Source organism: Pseudomonas flexibilis (assembly GCF_000802425.1).
In the GTDB taxonomy this organism is placed as follows: Bacteria; Pseudomonadota; Gammaproteobacteria; order Pseudomonadales; family Pseudomonadaceae; genus Serpens; species Serpens flexibilis.
The window spans coordinates 269,918-283,532 of the sequence record NZ_JRUD01000007.1; the positions used below are offsets into that span (position 1 = coordinate 269,918).

Below are 13,615 nucleotides of genomic sequence, written 5' to 3' on the forward strand. Positions count from 1 at the left end.
AACGCCGTCTCGTACAGCTTTTGACCGAGCAAGGGAAACAGCAACCGGGACCTAGGCCAACGCTCCTGATTCCCCTCCTCCTCGGCGCTCATCTGCGCGCCGGCCGCTTGCCCTTCGTGTACAAGTTTCCCCAACCCAAGGCCAATATTTGCTGACCATATGGCCTATAGCCATTTCTCACTTGTACATGTACAGCTTTTTGTATAACTTTTGCCGCATTCACAGGTGGAGCGTTTCTCTCCGCCCCGCGCGTGCGGTTCGGCGTTCATCCGCACCTTCCCCGCCCTCCCCAGGAGTCATGCGATGTTCATGCGTAACCGCACTCTGCAACAGGCCCTGCATGCAAGCCAGACACAACAGGCCGAGCTGGCCGCGGAACGCGCCGCCGTCCACGAGGCTCTGGCAATCGTCACCCTGAGTCCAAACGGCGAGATCCTGGATGCCAACCCGCGTTATCTGGAAACGCTCGGCTACGCGCCGGGCACCCTGCGCGACCGCCCGCTACGCAGCCTGCTGCACCCCGTCTATGCACAGGGGCAGGCCTTCACCCGACTGTGGCAGGAGGTCCGCCAGGGCCGGAACAGCCAAGCCTTGCTGCCCTATCAGACCCGCGACGGCCAGCCCCGCTGGCTGGACGTCTGCCATGTGGCGCTGCGCGATGCGGACGGCCGGGTGCAGCGCATCCTGCAGCTGGCCAGCGATGTCACGGCACGCACCCGCGAGGCGCAGTCGGCCAGTAACGTGCTGCAAGCCGCCAGCCGCTCCATGGCCATCATCGAATTCGACCTGCAAGGCCAGGTGGTGAACGCCAACGAGAACTTCCTGCAGCTGATGGGCTATCGCCTGGACGCCCTGCGCGGCCAGCACCATCGCCTTTTCTGCGAAGCCGAGGAGGTGCAGAGCGAGGCCTACCGCACCTTCTGGAGCCGACTGCAGCGCGGCGAGTTCCAGTCCGGACTGTTCCGCCGGCGCGACAGCCGGGGCGCCACCGTGTGGCTGCAGGCCACCTACAACCCGCTGTACGACGAACATGGCCAACTGTACGGGGTGATCAAGTTCGCCAGTGATCTGACCCGCCGGGTGGAACAGCGACAGGCGGAATCCCAGGCGGCGCGGCTTGCCTTCGAAACCTCCCGACAGACCGACCAGCACGCCCGCGAGGGCGCTGCGGTGGTGCAGCAGACCGTCGGCGTGGTGCAAAGCATCGCCGATGAACTGCAGCAGGTGGCGCGCAGCATCGCCGCGCTGAGTCAGCAGTCCGAGGAGATCGGCAGCATTGTCGATGCCATTCGCGGCATCGCCGAACAGACCAACCTGCTGGCCCTCAACGCGGCCATCGAGGCGGCCCGCGCCGGGGCCCAGGGTCGCGGCTTCGCCGTGGTCGCCGACGAGGTGCGCAACCTGGCGCGGCGCACCAGCGAAGCGACGGTGGCCATCGGCGAAGTGGTGAACAAGAACCGCGAGCTGGCCCGGCAGGCGGTGAGCAGCATGCAGGCCGGCACCCAGAAAGCCGAACAGGGCGTGGGCCTGGCCAACCAGGCTGGCACGGTGATCCTCGATATCCAGCACGGCGCCCAGAAAGTCGTCGACGCGGTGGGACAGTTCGCCCAGACCCTCGATCAGCGCCAGTGACCCGGCGCCGATCCGCTGCGGCCGGCGTCAGGGCGCCGGCCAGTTCACCTGCGGCAGCGCCTCGAAGGCCGGCCGGGCAAACAGGTAGCCCTGGAACAGATGAATACCCAGCGCCTGCAACTGGCGCAGCTCGCCAGGGGTTTCGATGCCCTCGGCGATCACCTCGATCCCCAGTACCCGGCACACGCCGAGAATCCCCTGCACGATGGCCTGGCGCACCGGGTCGGTATCGATGCCCCGCACCAGCGCCATGTCCAACTTGATGATGTCGGGCTGGAACTCGGCCAGCAGGTTGAGCCCGGAATAGCCGGCGCCGAAGTCGTCGATGGCGGTCATGAATTTCTGCCGCTGGTACTCGTCGATGATCTCCTTCAGGTGGGCCTTGTCCACCAGCTGCTCGCTTTCGGTGATCTCGAAGATGATCCGCTCGGTGGGAAAGCCGAAGCGCCGCGCCGCCGCCAGGGTGGCGCGGATGCAGGTGGCCGCCCGGTAGACCGCGTTGGGCAGGAAATTGATGCTCAGCCGGCAGGGCATACCCAGCCGGGCGGCCAGCTCGACGGCCTTGACCCGGCAGGCCTGGTCGAAGGCGTAGCGGTTCTGGTCGTTGACCCGGGCGAGCACGCTGGCCGCCCCGCTGCCGTCGGTGCCGCGCACCAGCGCCTCGTAGGCATACAGGCTGCGGTCACGCAGGTCGATGATGGGCTGGAAGGCCATGCTGAAATCGAAATCCAGGGCCTGACCGTCCCGGCAGGAGGCGCAGGGAGGGAGGGATGGCTGTTCGCTCATGCGATGAGAGTCCGAAGGGGTGGTAGGGAGAAAAGAGAAAACGGAGAAACGGGCCGCCGCTCAGTCCGTCGGCCAGACGCATTGTCGGGCGCGACCCTGGCGCTTGGCCGCGTAAAGCGCCTGGTCGGCGTGGCGCAGCAGCGTGGTAATGGCATCGCCGGGCCGGCGGCTATACAGGCCCGCGCTGAAATTGATGCGCAGCCCCGGCGCGGAAAAACGCAGTGACTGGCACGCCTCGCGCAAGCGGTCAAGCAGACGGCTGGCGCCGTCGCAGTCGCTTTCCGGCAGGACCAGCAGGAACTCCTCACCGCCGATGCGCCCGGCGCAGTCGCTGTCGCGGGACAGGGTCTTGAGCAGGCGGGCGAAGGCAACCAGCACCTCATCGCCGACCACGTGGCCGTGCCGGTCGTTGACCCCCTTGAAGTCGTCCAGGTCGATCATCGCCACCACCAGCGGCCGCTGGTAGCGGTTCGCGGCACGCAACAGCCGCTGCAACACCTCCAGGGTGCGCCGGCGGTTGTACAGGCCGGTCAGGCTGTCGGCCGCGGCCATGCGCGCCAGCACCCGGTTGCGCTCCTGCAGTTCGCGCTCGCGCGCCTTGCGCGCGCCGATGTCGACCAGCACAACCAGCACCCGCCGATCGCCAGCGTCCGCGTCGAGGCGGCAGGCTTCGAGCAGCATCGCCCGGGCGTGGCCCTGTCCGTCCAGCAGCACGCATTCTCCCTGCAGCACCCCGCCCTGCTCGATCAGCTGCCGATGGCCACGCACAAGAGCCAGACGCATGCCATGAGGCAGCAGCGGGCCGAAGGCCTGACCGATCAACTGCTCGGGGCGGAAACCCAGCGAACCCAGCAGCCCGGGACTGACCTGCAGGATGCAACCCCGCTCATCGAGCACACACATGCCCAGCGGCACGGAGTCGACGAAGCGCTCCCGTGTGGGCGTCGGCGCCACCAGCCCGTCAGGCGTCGTCACGATCGTGCCCGACCCAGATCAACTGCGAGACATCGATGCCCAGCTTGGCCGCGTGCGCCAGCAGGCGCTCGCGGACGCCCGCCGGCAGCTGCTTGTCGCGGGCCAGGATCCACAGGTAATCGCGGTTTGGCCCCATCACCAGAGCCCAACGGTAATCCTGCTGATCCAGCGCCACCAGGTGATAGCCGCCATAGAACGGCCCGAAGAAGGACACCTTCAGCGAGCCGACATTCTCCGCACCGATGAAGCGCGCCGTACCGACCGCCTCCTGCCAGCGGCGGCGCTTCTCGTCATAGCCCCGGTTGATGACTTCGACGCTGCCATCCGGGCGCTGGCGGTAACGGGCGTTGACGTTGCTCAGGCCACGCTCGAAGGAATGATCCAGGCGGGCGATTTCGTACCAGGTGCCCAGATAACGCGGCAGCTCGAACGGGCTGACCACGGCAACGCCTTTGGGCGGCGCATAAGAACAGCCGACCAGACCGAGTAGCGGAAGCAGCAGCAAGGCAGCAAGCGCGGAGCGAAGAAGCATGGCGTTCTCCTGGAACAGCGGGGCGGCGAAAACTGTACAACAAAGTTATACAGAAAGTTTGACATGTACAACAAAAACCTTATTCTGAGATCAAATCTGTACAAGTCACACCACGCTGTACATGTATGAGGTTCCCCATGACCACGTCCCTCGGCACTCTCAAGATCGGCATCAGCGCCTGCCTGCTCGGCCAGCCAGTGCGCTTCAACGGTGGCCACAAGGAGTCGCGCCTGTGCAGCGAGGTGCTGGCGCGGCATTTCCAGTTCGTGCCGGTGTGCCCGGAAGTGGCCATCGGCCTGGGCACCCCGCGCCAGGCGATTCGCCTGGTGGGCGAACCCGAGCAGCCTCGCGCGGTGGGTTCGCGCAACGCCGCCCTGGATGTCAGCGATGCCCTGGGCGCCTACGGCCGGCAGGTGGCCGCCGAGGCGGATGAATTGTGCGGCTTCATCCTCATGCAGAAGTCGCCGTCCTGCGGCATGGAGCGGGTCAAGGTCTACCGCGACGACGGCCAGCCCGCCGCAGCCACCGGACGCGGATTGTTCGCCGCCGCACTGATGGACGCCCGCCCGGACCTGCCGGTGGAAGAAGACGGCCGTCTCAACGACCCGGTGTTGCGCGAGAACTTCATCAGCCGCGTCTACGTCTACGCCGCCTGGCAGCGCCTGCTGCGCGGCGGACTGAGCCGCCGCGCGCTGTACGACTTCCACGCCCGCTACAAGTACCAGCTGATGGCTACCAGCCGCGCGCAGTACCGGGACCTTGGCCGGATGCTGGCGGAAAACCGCGAGCCGCTGGAGACCTTCGCCCCGCGCTACTTCAGCGCCCTGATGACGGCGCTGCGCCGACCCGCCAGCCGCGGCAGCCACAGCAACGTGCTGCAGCACCTGAGCGGCTACCTCAAGCGCAGCCTGAGCACCCATGACCGCCAGGAGATGCAGGAGCTCATCGAGCGCTACCGCCAGGGACAGATCCCGCTCGTGGTGCCGCTGACCCTGCTCAAGCACCACCTGCGTCACCACCCGGACGGTTACCTGGCGGACCAGGCCTACCTGCAGCCGCATCCCGAAGACCTCAGCCTGCGCAACACCCTGTGACCATGAACGAGACCCTCGACCTCCCAGGCAGCGCCTCCGAGCTGCTGCCGATCCGCGACGTGGCCCGGCTGACCGGCGTCAACCCGGTCACCCTGCGCGCCTGGGAACGCCGCTACGGGCTGATCCTGCCGCAGCGCACCCCCAAAGGCCATCGGCTGTACTCCCACGCGCAGGTCGAGCAGATCCGCCAGGTGCTCGACTGGCTGGAGCGTGGCGTGGCGGTGGGCCAGGTCAAGGGGCTGCTGGATGCACAGCGTCCGGCCAAGCCTCTGGAAGACACCTCCTGGCAGGAACGGCGCAACCAGTTGCAAAGCTGCATCGAGGAGCTGGCCGAGCGCGCCCTGGACGACTGCTTCAACCGCGCCATGGCGCTCTATCCCGCCACCACCCTGTGCCGGCACCTGCTGTTGCCGCTGCTCGATGGCCTGCGCCGGCGCTGGCGCCAGCCCGGCGCGCAGCTGGAGCAGGTGTTCTTCCTGTCCTGGCTGCGCAGCAAGCTGGGCGCGCGCCTGTATCACTGCAACCGCCAGCACGGCGGCGCGCCGCTGCTGATGCTCAACCTGGGCGAGCAGCCCATGGAGCCGGACCTGTGGCTGTGCGCCTGGCTGGCCAGCGACGCCGAGTGCCCGGTGCAGGTGCTCGATTGGCCGGTGCCGCCGCCGCAGCTGGCGGTCGCGGTACACCAGTTGAATCCTCGCGCAGTGCTGCTGTGCGGCGACCAGCCGCTCGGTCTTCCCCGGCTGCGCCAACTGCTGAACGACATCGCCTGCCCCCGGCTGCTCTGCGGTCCGGCGGTGGCCATTCATCCGGATGCCCTGCAGGAACTGGGCAACCTGCACGTGTCGGGCGATCCGCTGGAGGCCCTGGGACAGCTGCACCACCTGGGTCTGCTCGGTGGAGGTGCACCATGCGCCAGTTGATCTGGCTGCGCAGCGACCTGCGCGTGCATGACAACCGCGCCCTGCACGCCGCCCTGGCGGCCGGGCCGACCCTGGCGGTCTACCTGATCACCCCCGGCCAGTGGTGTGCCCATGACGACGCACCCTGCAAGATCGACTTCTGGCTGCGCAACCTGACGGAGCTGCGCCTGCAGCTGAACGCCCTCAACGTGCCGCTGCTGATCCGCCAGGCCGAACGCTGGGACGCCGCGCCCGCCGTACTGGCCGAGCTGTGCCAGACGCACGGTATCGGCTGCGTGCAGGTCAACGACGAGTACGGGCTGCACGAAGCGGCCCGCGACCAGGCGGTGGCCGACCGGCTGGCCGCCCAGGGCGTCGGCTTCCAGCGCCATCTGGACCAGCTGCTGTTCCAGCCCGGCAGCCTGCTGACCCGCTCCGGCGGCTACTTCAAGGTGTTCAGCCAGTTCCGCAAGGTCGCCCATGCGCGCCTGCACGACGCCCTGCCCGACTGCCTGCCGCGTCCCCAGCCGCAGGCGCCGCTGGCGGTCGAGGGCGATTCGCTGCCCGACAGCGTGGCCGGCTTCGCACGGCCGAACGAAACACTGCGCCAGCTGTGGCCGGCCGGCGAAGGCCACGCCCTCGACCGCCTGCAGCGCTTCGTCGATGAACACCTGGCCGACTACGACCGCTGCCGCGACCTGCCCGCCCTGCCCGGCACCAGCCAGCTGTCGCCCTACCTGGCAGCCGGCGTGCTGTCGCCCCGGCAATGCCTGCACGCCGCGCTGCGCGCCAACCAGGGCGAGTTCGCCAGCGGCCAGCCGGGCGCGGTGGCCTGGATCAACGAGCTGCTGTGGCGCGAGTTCTACAAGCACGTGCTGGTCGGCTTTCCCCGCGTCTCCCGGCACCGCGCCTTCCGCCCGGAAACCGAGGCGCTGCCCTGGCGCGATGCTCCAGAGGAGCTGGCAGCCTGGCAGGCCGGGCGTACCGGCTTTCCGTTGATCGATGCCGCCATGCGCCAGCTCGCCGCCACCGGCTGGATGCACAACCGCCTGCGCATGCTGGTGGCCATGTTCCTCAGCAAGAACCTGCTGATCGACTGGCGCGCCGGCGAGCGCTTCTTCATGGCCCAGCTGATCGACGGCGACCTGGCCGCCAACAACGGCGGCTGGCAGTGGAGCGCCTCCACCGGCACCGACGCGGTGCCCTATTTCCGCCTGTTCAACCCGATCAGCCAGTCGCGCCGCTTCGATCCGGACGGGCGCTTCATCCGCCACTGGCTGCCGGAACTGGCGCACCTGGACAACCGCGCCATCCACGAACCCGCCGCCCTCGGCGGCCTGTTTGGCGCACCGAATTACCCGCGTCCGCTGGTGGACCTCGCCGCCAGCCGCGCCCGGGCGCTGGCCGCGTTCCGCGACCTGCCATCACGGGAGACCGACCATGAGTGACTTCCTGCCCCTCTTCGCCAGACGCTTCGCCGCCCTCGACGCCGGCAGCCTCGACCGCCTGGGCCAGCTGTACACCGAGGACATCCGCTTCCAGGACCCGCTGCACCGGGTGGAGGGGCTGGCCGCGCTGCGCGATTACTTCGCCGCGCTGTACGCCAATGTGCAGGACCTGCAGTTCGACTTCCACGGCTTCGAGCAGAGCGCCGCCGGCGCCGGCTACCTGCGCTGGACCATGCGCTACCGCCACCCGCGCCTGCGCGGCGGCGCGCCGATCGAGGTGGACGGCTGTTCCTACCTGCGCTGGTCCCAGGGCCGCGTGTACCTGCATCGCGACTACTTCGACGCCGGGGCGTTGCTCTACGAGCACTTGCCAGTGCTCGGCACGCTGATCGGCTGGCTGAAACGGAGGCTGTCATGAAACGTATCTGGCTGACCGGCGCCAGCAGCGGCATCGGGGCCGCGCTGGCCGAACAACTGCTGGTCCGGGGACACCGGCTGGCGCTCAGCGCCCGGCGCACGGAGCCGCTGGAACAGCTGGCGGCACGCTGGCCGGGACAGGTACTGGTGGTCCCCGGCGACCTGGGCGACGCCGAACAGGTGCCGGCCATCGGCGCACGCATCGCCGAGGAATGGGGCGCGCTGGACCAGGTGATCCTCAATGCCGGCACCTGCGAATACCTGGAAGTACGCCGCTTCGAGGCGGCGCTGATCGAACGGGTGATGCGCGCCAACGTGCTGTCGGTGGCCTACTGCCTGGAAGCCGCGCTGCCCTTGCTGCGCCGCGGCGAATGCCCGCACCTGGTGGCGGTCGGCAGCTCGGTGACCTGGCTGGCGTTGCCGCGCGCCGAGGCCTACGGCGCCTCCAAGGCGGCGCTGCGCTACCTGTGCGAATCGCTGCGCGTCGACCTGGCCGCCGAGGGCATCGACGTCACCCTGGTCAGCCCCGGGTTCGTCGACACCCCGCTGACCCGCCAGAACGATTTCCCCATGCCCCTGCGCTGGCCGGTGGACAAGGCCGCCCGCCACATCGCCGCGCGCCTGGACCGCCGGCCCCTGGAGATCGCCTTCCCGGCGCCGTTCATCGCCACGCTGCGCCTGCTCGCCCTGTTACCCCAACGCCTGCAGCTTGCCCTGGGCAAGCGCATGGCCCGCACCGCCACGGAAGATCGCACCCCATGAATATCGCACTGATCGGCAGCGGCATCGCCGGCCTGACCGCCGCCCACCTGCTCAGCCGCCGCCATAGCGTCACCCTGTTCGAGGCCGACACCCGGCTCGGCGGCCACACCCACACCGTGGATGTCACGGTGGACGGCCGCCGCTACGCCATCGACACCGGGTTCATCGTCTACAACGACTGGACCTACCCGAACTTCATCCGCCTGCTCGACCAGCTCGGCGTGGCCTCGCGGCCGACCGAGATGAGCTTCTCGGTGCGCGATCCGCGCAGCGACCTGGAGTACAACGGCCACAACCTCAACAGCCTGTTCGCCCAGCGGCGCAACCTGGTGTCGCCGGGCTTCTGGGGCATGTTGCGCGACATCCTGCGCTTCAACAAACAGGCACTGCAGGACCTCGAACAGCAGCGCATCCCCGCCGACATGACCCTTTGCGACTACCTGCGCCGCAATGGCTACGGCGCGCGCTTCATCGACCACTACATCGTGCCCATGGGCTCGGCGATCTGGTCCATGTCACTGGCCGCCATGCTGGACTTCCCGCTGCAGTTCTTCGTGCGCTTCTGCAAGAACCACGGGCTGCTGTCGGTCAACGATCGGCCGCAATGGCGGGTGATCGAAGGCGGTTCGCGCAGCTACATCGAACCGCTGAGCGCGGGCTTTGCCGAAGGCATTCGCCTGAACTGCCCGGTGCAACGCGTCGAGCGCGACGCCGACGGCGTGACCGTGCACAGCGCCGCCGGGCGCGAGCGCTTCGACAAGGTGGTGTTCGCCTGCCACAGCGACCAGGCCCTGGCGCTGCTTGCCGACCCCAGCGAGGCCGAGCGCGAGATTCTCGGCGCGCTGCGCTACGCCGACAACGACGTGGTGCTGCACACCGACACCCGCCTGCTGCCGGCGCGGCGCCTGGCCTGGGCGAGCTGGAACTATCGCCTGGGCGGGCCGGCCGACAAGCCGGCCGCCGTCACCTACAACATGAACATCCTGCAGGGCATCGACAGCGACACCACCTTCTGCGTCAGCCTCAACCAGACCGCCGCCATCGACCCGGCGCGCATCCTCGCCCGCTTCACCTACGCCCACCCCCAGTACAGCCTCGCCGGACTGGCCGCCCAGGAGCGCTGGCGGGAACTGCTCGGCGAGCGGCACAGCTACTACTGCGGCGCCTACTGGGCCAACGGCTTCCATGAGGACGGCGTGGTCAGCGCCCTGCGCGTGGCCGCCGCGTTCGGGGAGGCGCTGTGAACAGCGCGCTCTACCATGGCTGGGTCAGCCACCGGCGCTTCAGCCCGCGCGCGCATGCCTTCCGCTACCGCATCGGCATGCTCTACCTGGACCTCGACGAGCAAGAGCAGGTGCTCGGCCTGTCGCCGCTGGCCGGGCGCTCGCGCCTCGCGCCCTTCGCCTTCCGCGAAACCGATCACCTGCCCGAACACACCCGCCACGGCGAACGGCTGATCGACGCGGTGCGCGAGCGGGTCGAGGCGGCGCTCGGCCACCGCCCGCAGGGTCGCGTCTGCCTGCTCACCCAGCCGCGCAGCTGGGGCCTGGCGTTCAACCCGCTGAGCGTCTTCTTCTGCCACGAGGCCGACGGCCGCCTGGCGGCGATCCTCTGCGAGGTGAGCAATACGCCGTGGCGCGAGCGCTACTACTACGTCCTCCCGGCCGGCGAGGGCGAGCTGCGCCACCGCGTGCCGAAGAGCTTCCACGTCTCGCCGTTCCTGCCTCGCGACCTCGAGTACCGCATGCGCTTCTCGCGCCCGGACGAGCGCCTGCTCGTCCACATGGAGGACTGGCGCGGCGAGGAAAAACTCTTCGAGGCCGGCCTCGGCCTGCGCCGCGAGCCCCTCGACCACGCCAGCCTGCACCGCCACCTGCTGGCCTTTCCCTGGATGACCGGCAAGACGCTGCTGGGCATTTACTGGCAGGCGCTGCGCCTGCTGATCAAGCGCACGCCGATCTTCGATCACCAATCCGCTCTCGGTGACCAGCGCACCGCCCGACAGGAGTCCGCCCATGAAAAGCCCTGACCTGACTTCCCCGCGCAACGGCCTGCTGGCCAACGGCCTGGGGGCCGGCCTGCTGAAACGCGGACTGCTGCGCCAGCTCGCGCACCTGCGCCACGGCCAGCTGACCCTGGTCGAGGCCGGCGAGCGCCAGCTGTTCGGCCAACCCGATGCCCACCTGCGGGCGGAAATCCAGGTGCACGACGAGGCGTTCTGGCCGATGGTGGCCGGCAACGGCTCGATCGGCGCTGGCGAAGCCTACATGCAGGGTTACTGGAGCAGCCCGGACCTCACCGCGGTGATCCGCCTGTTCGTCGTCAACCTGGACGTGCTGGACGGTCTGGAGGGTGGTCTGGCGCGTCTCGGCCGCCCGCTGCTGCACGGCCTGCACTGGCTGAACCGCAACACCCGCCGGGGCTCACGCAAGAACATCGCCGCCCACTACGACCTGGGCAATGCGCTGTTCGAGCAACTGCTCGATTCGACCATGATGTACTCGGCGGCCATGTTCCGCAGTGCCGAGGACAGCCTGGAACAGGCGCAGCTCTACAAGCTGCAGCGCATCTGCGAGAAGCTCGACCTGCAGCCCGACGACCACCTGCTGGAGATCGGCACCGGCTGGGGCAGCATGGCGCTGTACGCGGCCAGCCACTATGGCTGCCGGGTGACTACCACCACCCTGTCGCGCGAGCAGTACGAGTACACCCGCCAGCGCATCGAGGCCCAGGGCCTGCAGGATCGCATCACCCTGCTGCTCCAGGACTATCGCGACCTCGAGGGCCAGTACGACAAGCTGGTGTCCATCGAGATGATCGAGGCGGTCGGCCACCGCTACCTGCCGACCTACTTCCGCCAGTGCGCGCGGCTGCTCAAGGACGACGGCCTGATGCTGCTGCAGAGCATCACCATCCGCGACCAGCGCTATGAACAGGCCAAGGGCTCGGTGGACTTCATCCAGCGCTACATCTTCCCGGGCGGCGCCCTGCCCTCGCTGCAGGTGCTGCTGGAGAACGTCGGCCGCGACACCGACCTGAACCTGCACCACATGGAGGACTTCGGCCTGCACTACGCGCGCACCCTGCACCTGTGGCACGACAACCTGCGCCGCGCCCGCCACAGCCTGGAACAGCTGGGCTACGACGAGCAGTTCTACCGGCTCTGGGAGTTCTACCTGTGCTACTGCGAGGGCGGCTTCTTGGAGCGCAGCATCGGCGCCGCGCAACTGCTGCTGGCCAAGCCCGCCGCGCGTCCCGAGCCGCTGCTGGCGCGGGGGTTCTGATGCCGCTGGCGCACGTGCTGGTCAATGCCGGGCTGTTCCAGCTCGGCTGGTTCGCCTGCGTGCTGGGCGCGCAGCGGCCCTGGCTGCTGCTGGTCGCCGTCGCCTGCCTGCTGGTGCACCTGCTGTGGATCGCGCCGACGCGCGGCGAATGGCGCCTGGTTGCACTGACCATGCTGGCCGGCTGGCTGCTGGACAGCGCGTTGCTCAACCTGGGGCTGTTCGACTTCGGCGCTGGCGCCCCGGTCGCGCCGCTGTGGCTGGCGCTGCTCTGGGCGCTGTTCGCCACCACGCTGCGCCATTGCCTGGCCTGGACGGCGCGCCCCTGGTGGCGGGCCAGCCTGCTGGGTGCGGTTGGCGGGCCGCTGTCCTACCTGGCCGGCGCCGAGTTGGCCGGTGTTGGCCTGCCGTGGGGCCTGCTGCCGAGTCTGCTGGTGCTGGCGGGGGTGTGGGCGGTGGTGATGCCCTTGTTGCATGGGCTGGCACGACTGCCGGTGGTGGCCAACGCGGGGCGTTGACCACCCTACGGGAGGTGACGGTGCGGGCCGGGAGTCAGGCGTCGTCGCGGTCCTGGCGCACCCAGATCAGCTCCGAGACGTCGAAGCCCAGCAGCGCCGCCTGGCGCACCAGGTACTCCTGGATCTTGGGGTCGAGCTGCTTGTCGCGGGAGAGGATCCACAGGTAATCCCGATCGGCGCCCGCCACCAGGGCCCAGCTGTAGTTCACCTGGTCCAGCGCCACCAGGTGATAACCACCCGCAAAGGGGCCGAAGAAGGAGACCTTCAGCGAGCCGACGTTCTCCGAGCCGATGAACTGGGCTTCACCTTCCGCCTCTTCGTACTCGCCCTTGTTGTCGTTGTAGCCCCGGTTGAGGACCTTCACTTCGCCGTCCGGCCACAGGCTGTAGGTGGCGGTCACGTTGGAAAGTCCGCGTTCGAAACGGTGATCCAGCCGGGCGATCTCGTACCACTTGCCCAGGTAGCGCTCGATCTGGAACGGCGCGACCGGCGTGATGCCGTCGGGGGGCGATGTGGAGCAGCCGGTCAGGCCGAGCAGTGCAACCAACAGCATTCCAACCAGCAGACTTCCCGAACGATGACGCGTCATGGGGGTGTTCTCCTTGGTAGTAGCGATGCGGCGGGGACGCCGAAACCGGTAGACCATGGTGCCGGTGGCAGGTTGCGCCCGAGCCGTGCCAGCGCCTGGCGGCCGGATAAACGTCGTGCCTGGGCCGGACAGACCTTCGGGGAAGCCGCATCGGCGGCCGGAAAAGCGCCGACCGCCCTATCGGTCCGACGCGGCTTGCGCCTGCCGCCGCGTCCGGGGCGATACGCCGCTCCAGAAGGTAGGGCGGACAACGCTTTACCTGTCCGCCGCTGCGCGCCGGGCCGGGCCGGGCCTGGAGAGGCGGATAAAACAACGATGTCCGCCCTACCGCTGCGCACCAGTGCCAGGGCTTAGGGTGGCGGACAAAAAAACAACGTTGTCCGCCCTACGCTGGCGCGCTTGCAACGTAGGGGGCAAGACGTATCTACGGTTCGCGCATACCACAAACAAAAAACCCGCTCCGAGGAGCGGGTTTTTCCTGTTACCGAAGCGACTGGATCAGACCAGCTTTTCCAGTTCCGGCACGACCTCGAACAGGTCGCCCACCAGGCCGTAGTCGGCCACCTGGAAGATCGGCGCTTCTTCGTCCTTGTTGATCGCGACGATCACCTTGGACATGTCTCTTATACACATATGACGCTGCACACAACCCCTTACGTGTATATCCCCTCTTTTCCCCCTC

13 protein-coding genes and 3 pseudogenes are annotated in these 13,615 nt (G+C 68.3%); 11 read left to right on the forward strand and 5 right to left on the reverse strand.

Annotation, left to right across the window (positions count from 1 at the left end; genetic code table 11):
* Positions 1-309: 309 nt before the first annotated feature.
* Together SF06_RS18965 and SF06_RS18970 are read left to right on the forward strand one after the other, a co-directional pair.
* Positions 310-1,086 (forward strand): annotated as a pseudogene (locus SF06_RS18965) (PAS domain-containing protein); the annotation flags it as partial.
* A 102-nt stretch (positions 1,087-1,188) separates the two neighbouring features.
* Positions 1,189-1,632, forward strand: a pseudogene (locus tag SF06_RS18970) (methyl-accepting chemotaxis protein); the annotation flags it as partial.
* Between the two features lie 27 nt (positions 1,633-1,659).
* Here SF06_RS18970 and SF06_RS06400 read toward each other — a convergent pair.
* From SF06_RS06400 to SF06_RS06410, 3 genes are read right to left on the reverse strand one after another with little or no spacing between them, the layout of a single operon-like run.
* On the reverse strand, positions 1,660-2,418 hold the full coding sequence (locus SF06_RS06400; protein ID WP_027590259.1) for an EAL domain-containing protein: 759 nt from the start codon (positions 2,416-2,418) through the stop codon (positions 1,660-1,662).
* A gap of 60 nt (positions 2,419-2,478) precedes the next feature.
* The gene (locus SF06_RS17705) at positions 2,479-3,393 is read right to left on the reverse strand and encodes a GGDEF domain-containing protein (RefSeq protein ID WP_139326680.1); all 915 of its coding nucleotides are present in this window, start codon (positions 3,391-3,393) and stop codon (positions 2,479-2,481) included.
* Positions 3,380-3,925: a lipocalin family protein gene (locus SF06_RS06410; RefSeq protein ID WP_039560350.1), complete on the reverse strand. Its 546-nt coding sequence runs from the start codon at positions 3,923-3,925 to the stop codon at positions 3,380-3,382. Before SF06_RS06410 ends, SF06_RS17705 begins: the two co-directional genes overlap by 14 nt.
* Positions 3,926-4,062: 137 nt before the next feature.
* Here SF06_RS06410 and SF06_RS06415 point away from each other — a divergent pair, with 137 nt between their 5' ends.
* From SF06_RS06415 to SF06_RS06455, 9 genes are read left to right on the forward strand one after another with little or no spacing between them, the layout of a single operon-like run.
* Entirely contained in the window at positions 4,063-5,019 is a 957-nt protein-coding gene (locus SF06_RS06415; protein WP_039560351.1) for a YbgA family protein, read from the forward strand.
* 2 nt (positions 5,020-5,021) lie between these two features.
* Positions 5,022-5,939 (forward strand): MerR family transcriptional regulator, encoded by a 918-nt coding sequence (locus SF06_RS06420; RefSeq protein ID WP_039560352.1) that lies wholly within the window; start codon positions 5,022-5,024, stop codon positions 5,937-5,939.
* The gene (phrB, locus tag SF06_RS06425; protein WP_039560353.1) at positions 5,927-7,366 is read left to right on the forward strand and encodes a deoxyribodipyrimidine photo-lyase; all 1,440 of its coding nucleotides are present in this window, start codon (positions 5,927-5,929) and stop codon (positions 7,364-7,366) included. The genes SF06_RS06420 and phrB overlap by 13 nt, the downstream gene beginning before the upstream one ends.
* On the forward strand, positions 7,359-7,784 hold the full coding sequence (locus SF06_RS06430) for a nuclear transport factor 2 family protein (protein ID WP_027590254.1): 426 nt from the start codon (positions 7,359-7,361) through the stop codon (positions 7,782-7,784). The genes phrB and SF06_RS06430 overlap by 8 nt, the downstream gene beginning before the upstream one ends.
* Positions 7,781-8,545, forward strand: coding sequence for an SDR family NAD(P)-dependent oxidoreductase (locus SF06_RS06435; RefSeq protein ID WP_039560354.1), 765 nt, complete (start codon positions 7,781-7,783; stop codon positions 8,543-8,545). Before SF06_RS06430 ends, SF06_RS06435 begins: the two co-directional genes overlap by 4 nt.
* The gene (locus SF06_RS06440; RefSeq protein WP_039560355.1) at positions 8,542-9,789 is read left to right on the forward strand and encodes an NAD(P)/FAD-dependent oxidoreductase; all 1,248 of its coding nucleotides are present in this window, start codon (positions 8,542-8,544) and stop codon (positions 9,787-9,789) included. The genes SF06_RS06435 and SF06_RS06440 overlap by 4 nt, the downstream gene beginning before the upstream one ends.
* Entirely contained in the window at positions 9,786-10,574 is a 789-nt protein-coding gene (locus tag SF06_RS06445) for a DUF1365 domain-containing protein (protein ID WP_039560356.1), read from the forward strand. Before SF06_RS06440 ends, SF06_RS06445 begins: the two co-directional genes overlap by 4 nt.
* Positions 10,561-11,829, forward strand: coding sequence for an SAM-dependent methyltransferase (locus SF06_RS06450; RefSeq protein WP_039560357.1), 1,269 nt, complete (start codon positions 10,561-10,563; stop codon positions 11,827-11,829). Before SF06_RS06445 ends, SF06_RS06450 begins: the two co-directional genes overlap by 14 nt.
* Positions 11,829-12,344, forward strand: a complete 516-nt coding sequence (locus SF06_RS06455) for a DUF2878 domain-containing protein (RefSeq protein WP_039560358.1) — start codon at positions 11,829-11,831, stop codon at positions 12,342-12,344. Before SF06_RS06450 ends, SF06_RS06455 begins: the two co-directional genes overlap by 1 nt.
* A 34-nt stretch (positions 12,345-12,378) precedes the next feature.
* Here the strand turns inward: SF06_RS06455 and SF06_RS06460 are convergent, their stop codons facing one another.
* Positions 12,379-12,933 (reverse strand): lipocalin family protein, encoded by a 555-nt coding sequence (locus tag SF06_RS06460; protein ID WP_039560359.1) that lies wholly within the window; start codon positions 12,931-12,933, stop codon positions 12,379-12,381.
* A gap of 498 nt (positions 12,934-13,431) precedes the next feature.
* Positions 13,432-13,615 (reverse strand): annotated as a pseudogene (locus SF06_RS18680) (hypothetical protein); the annotation flags it as partial.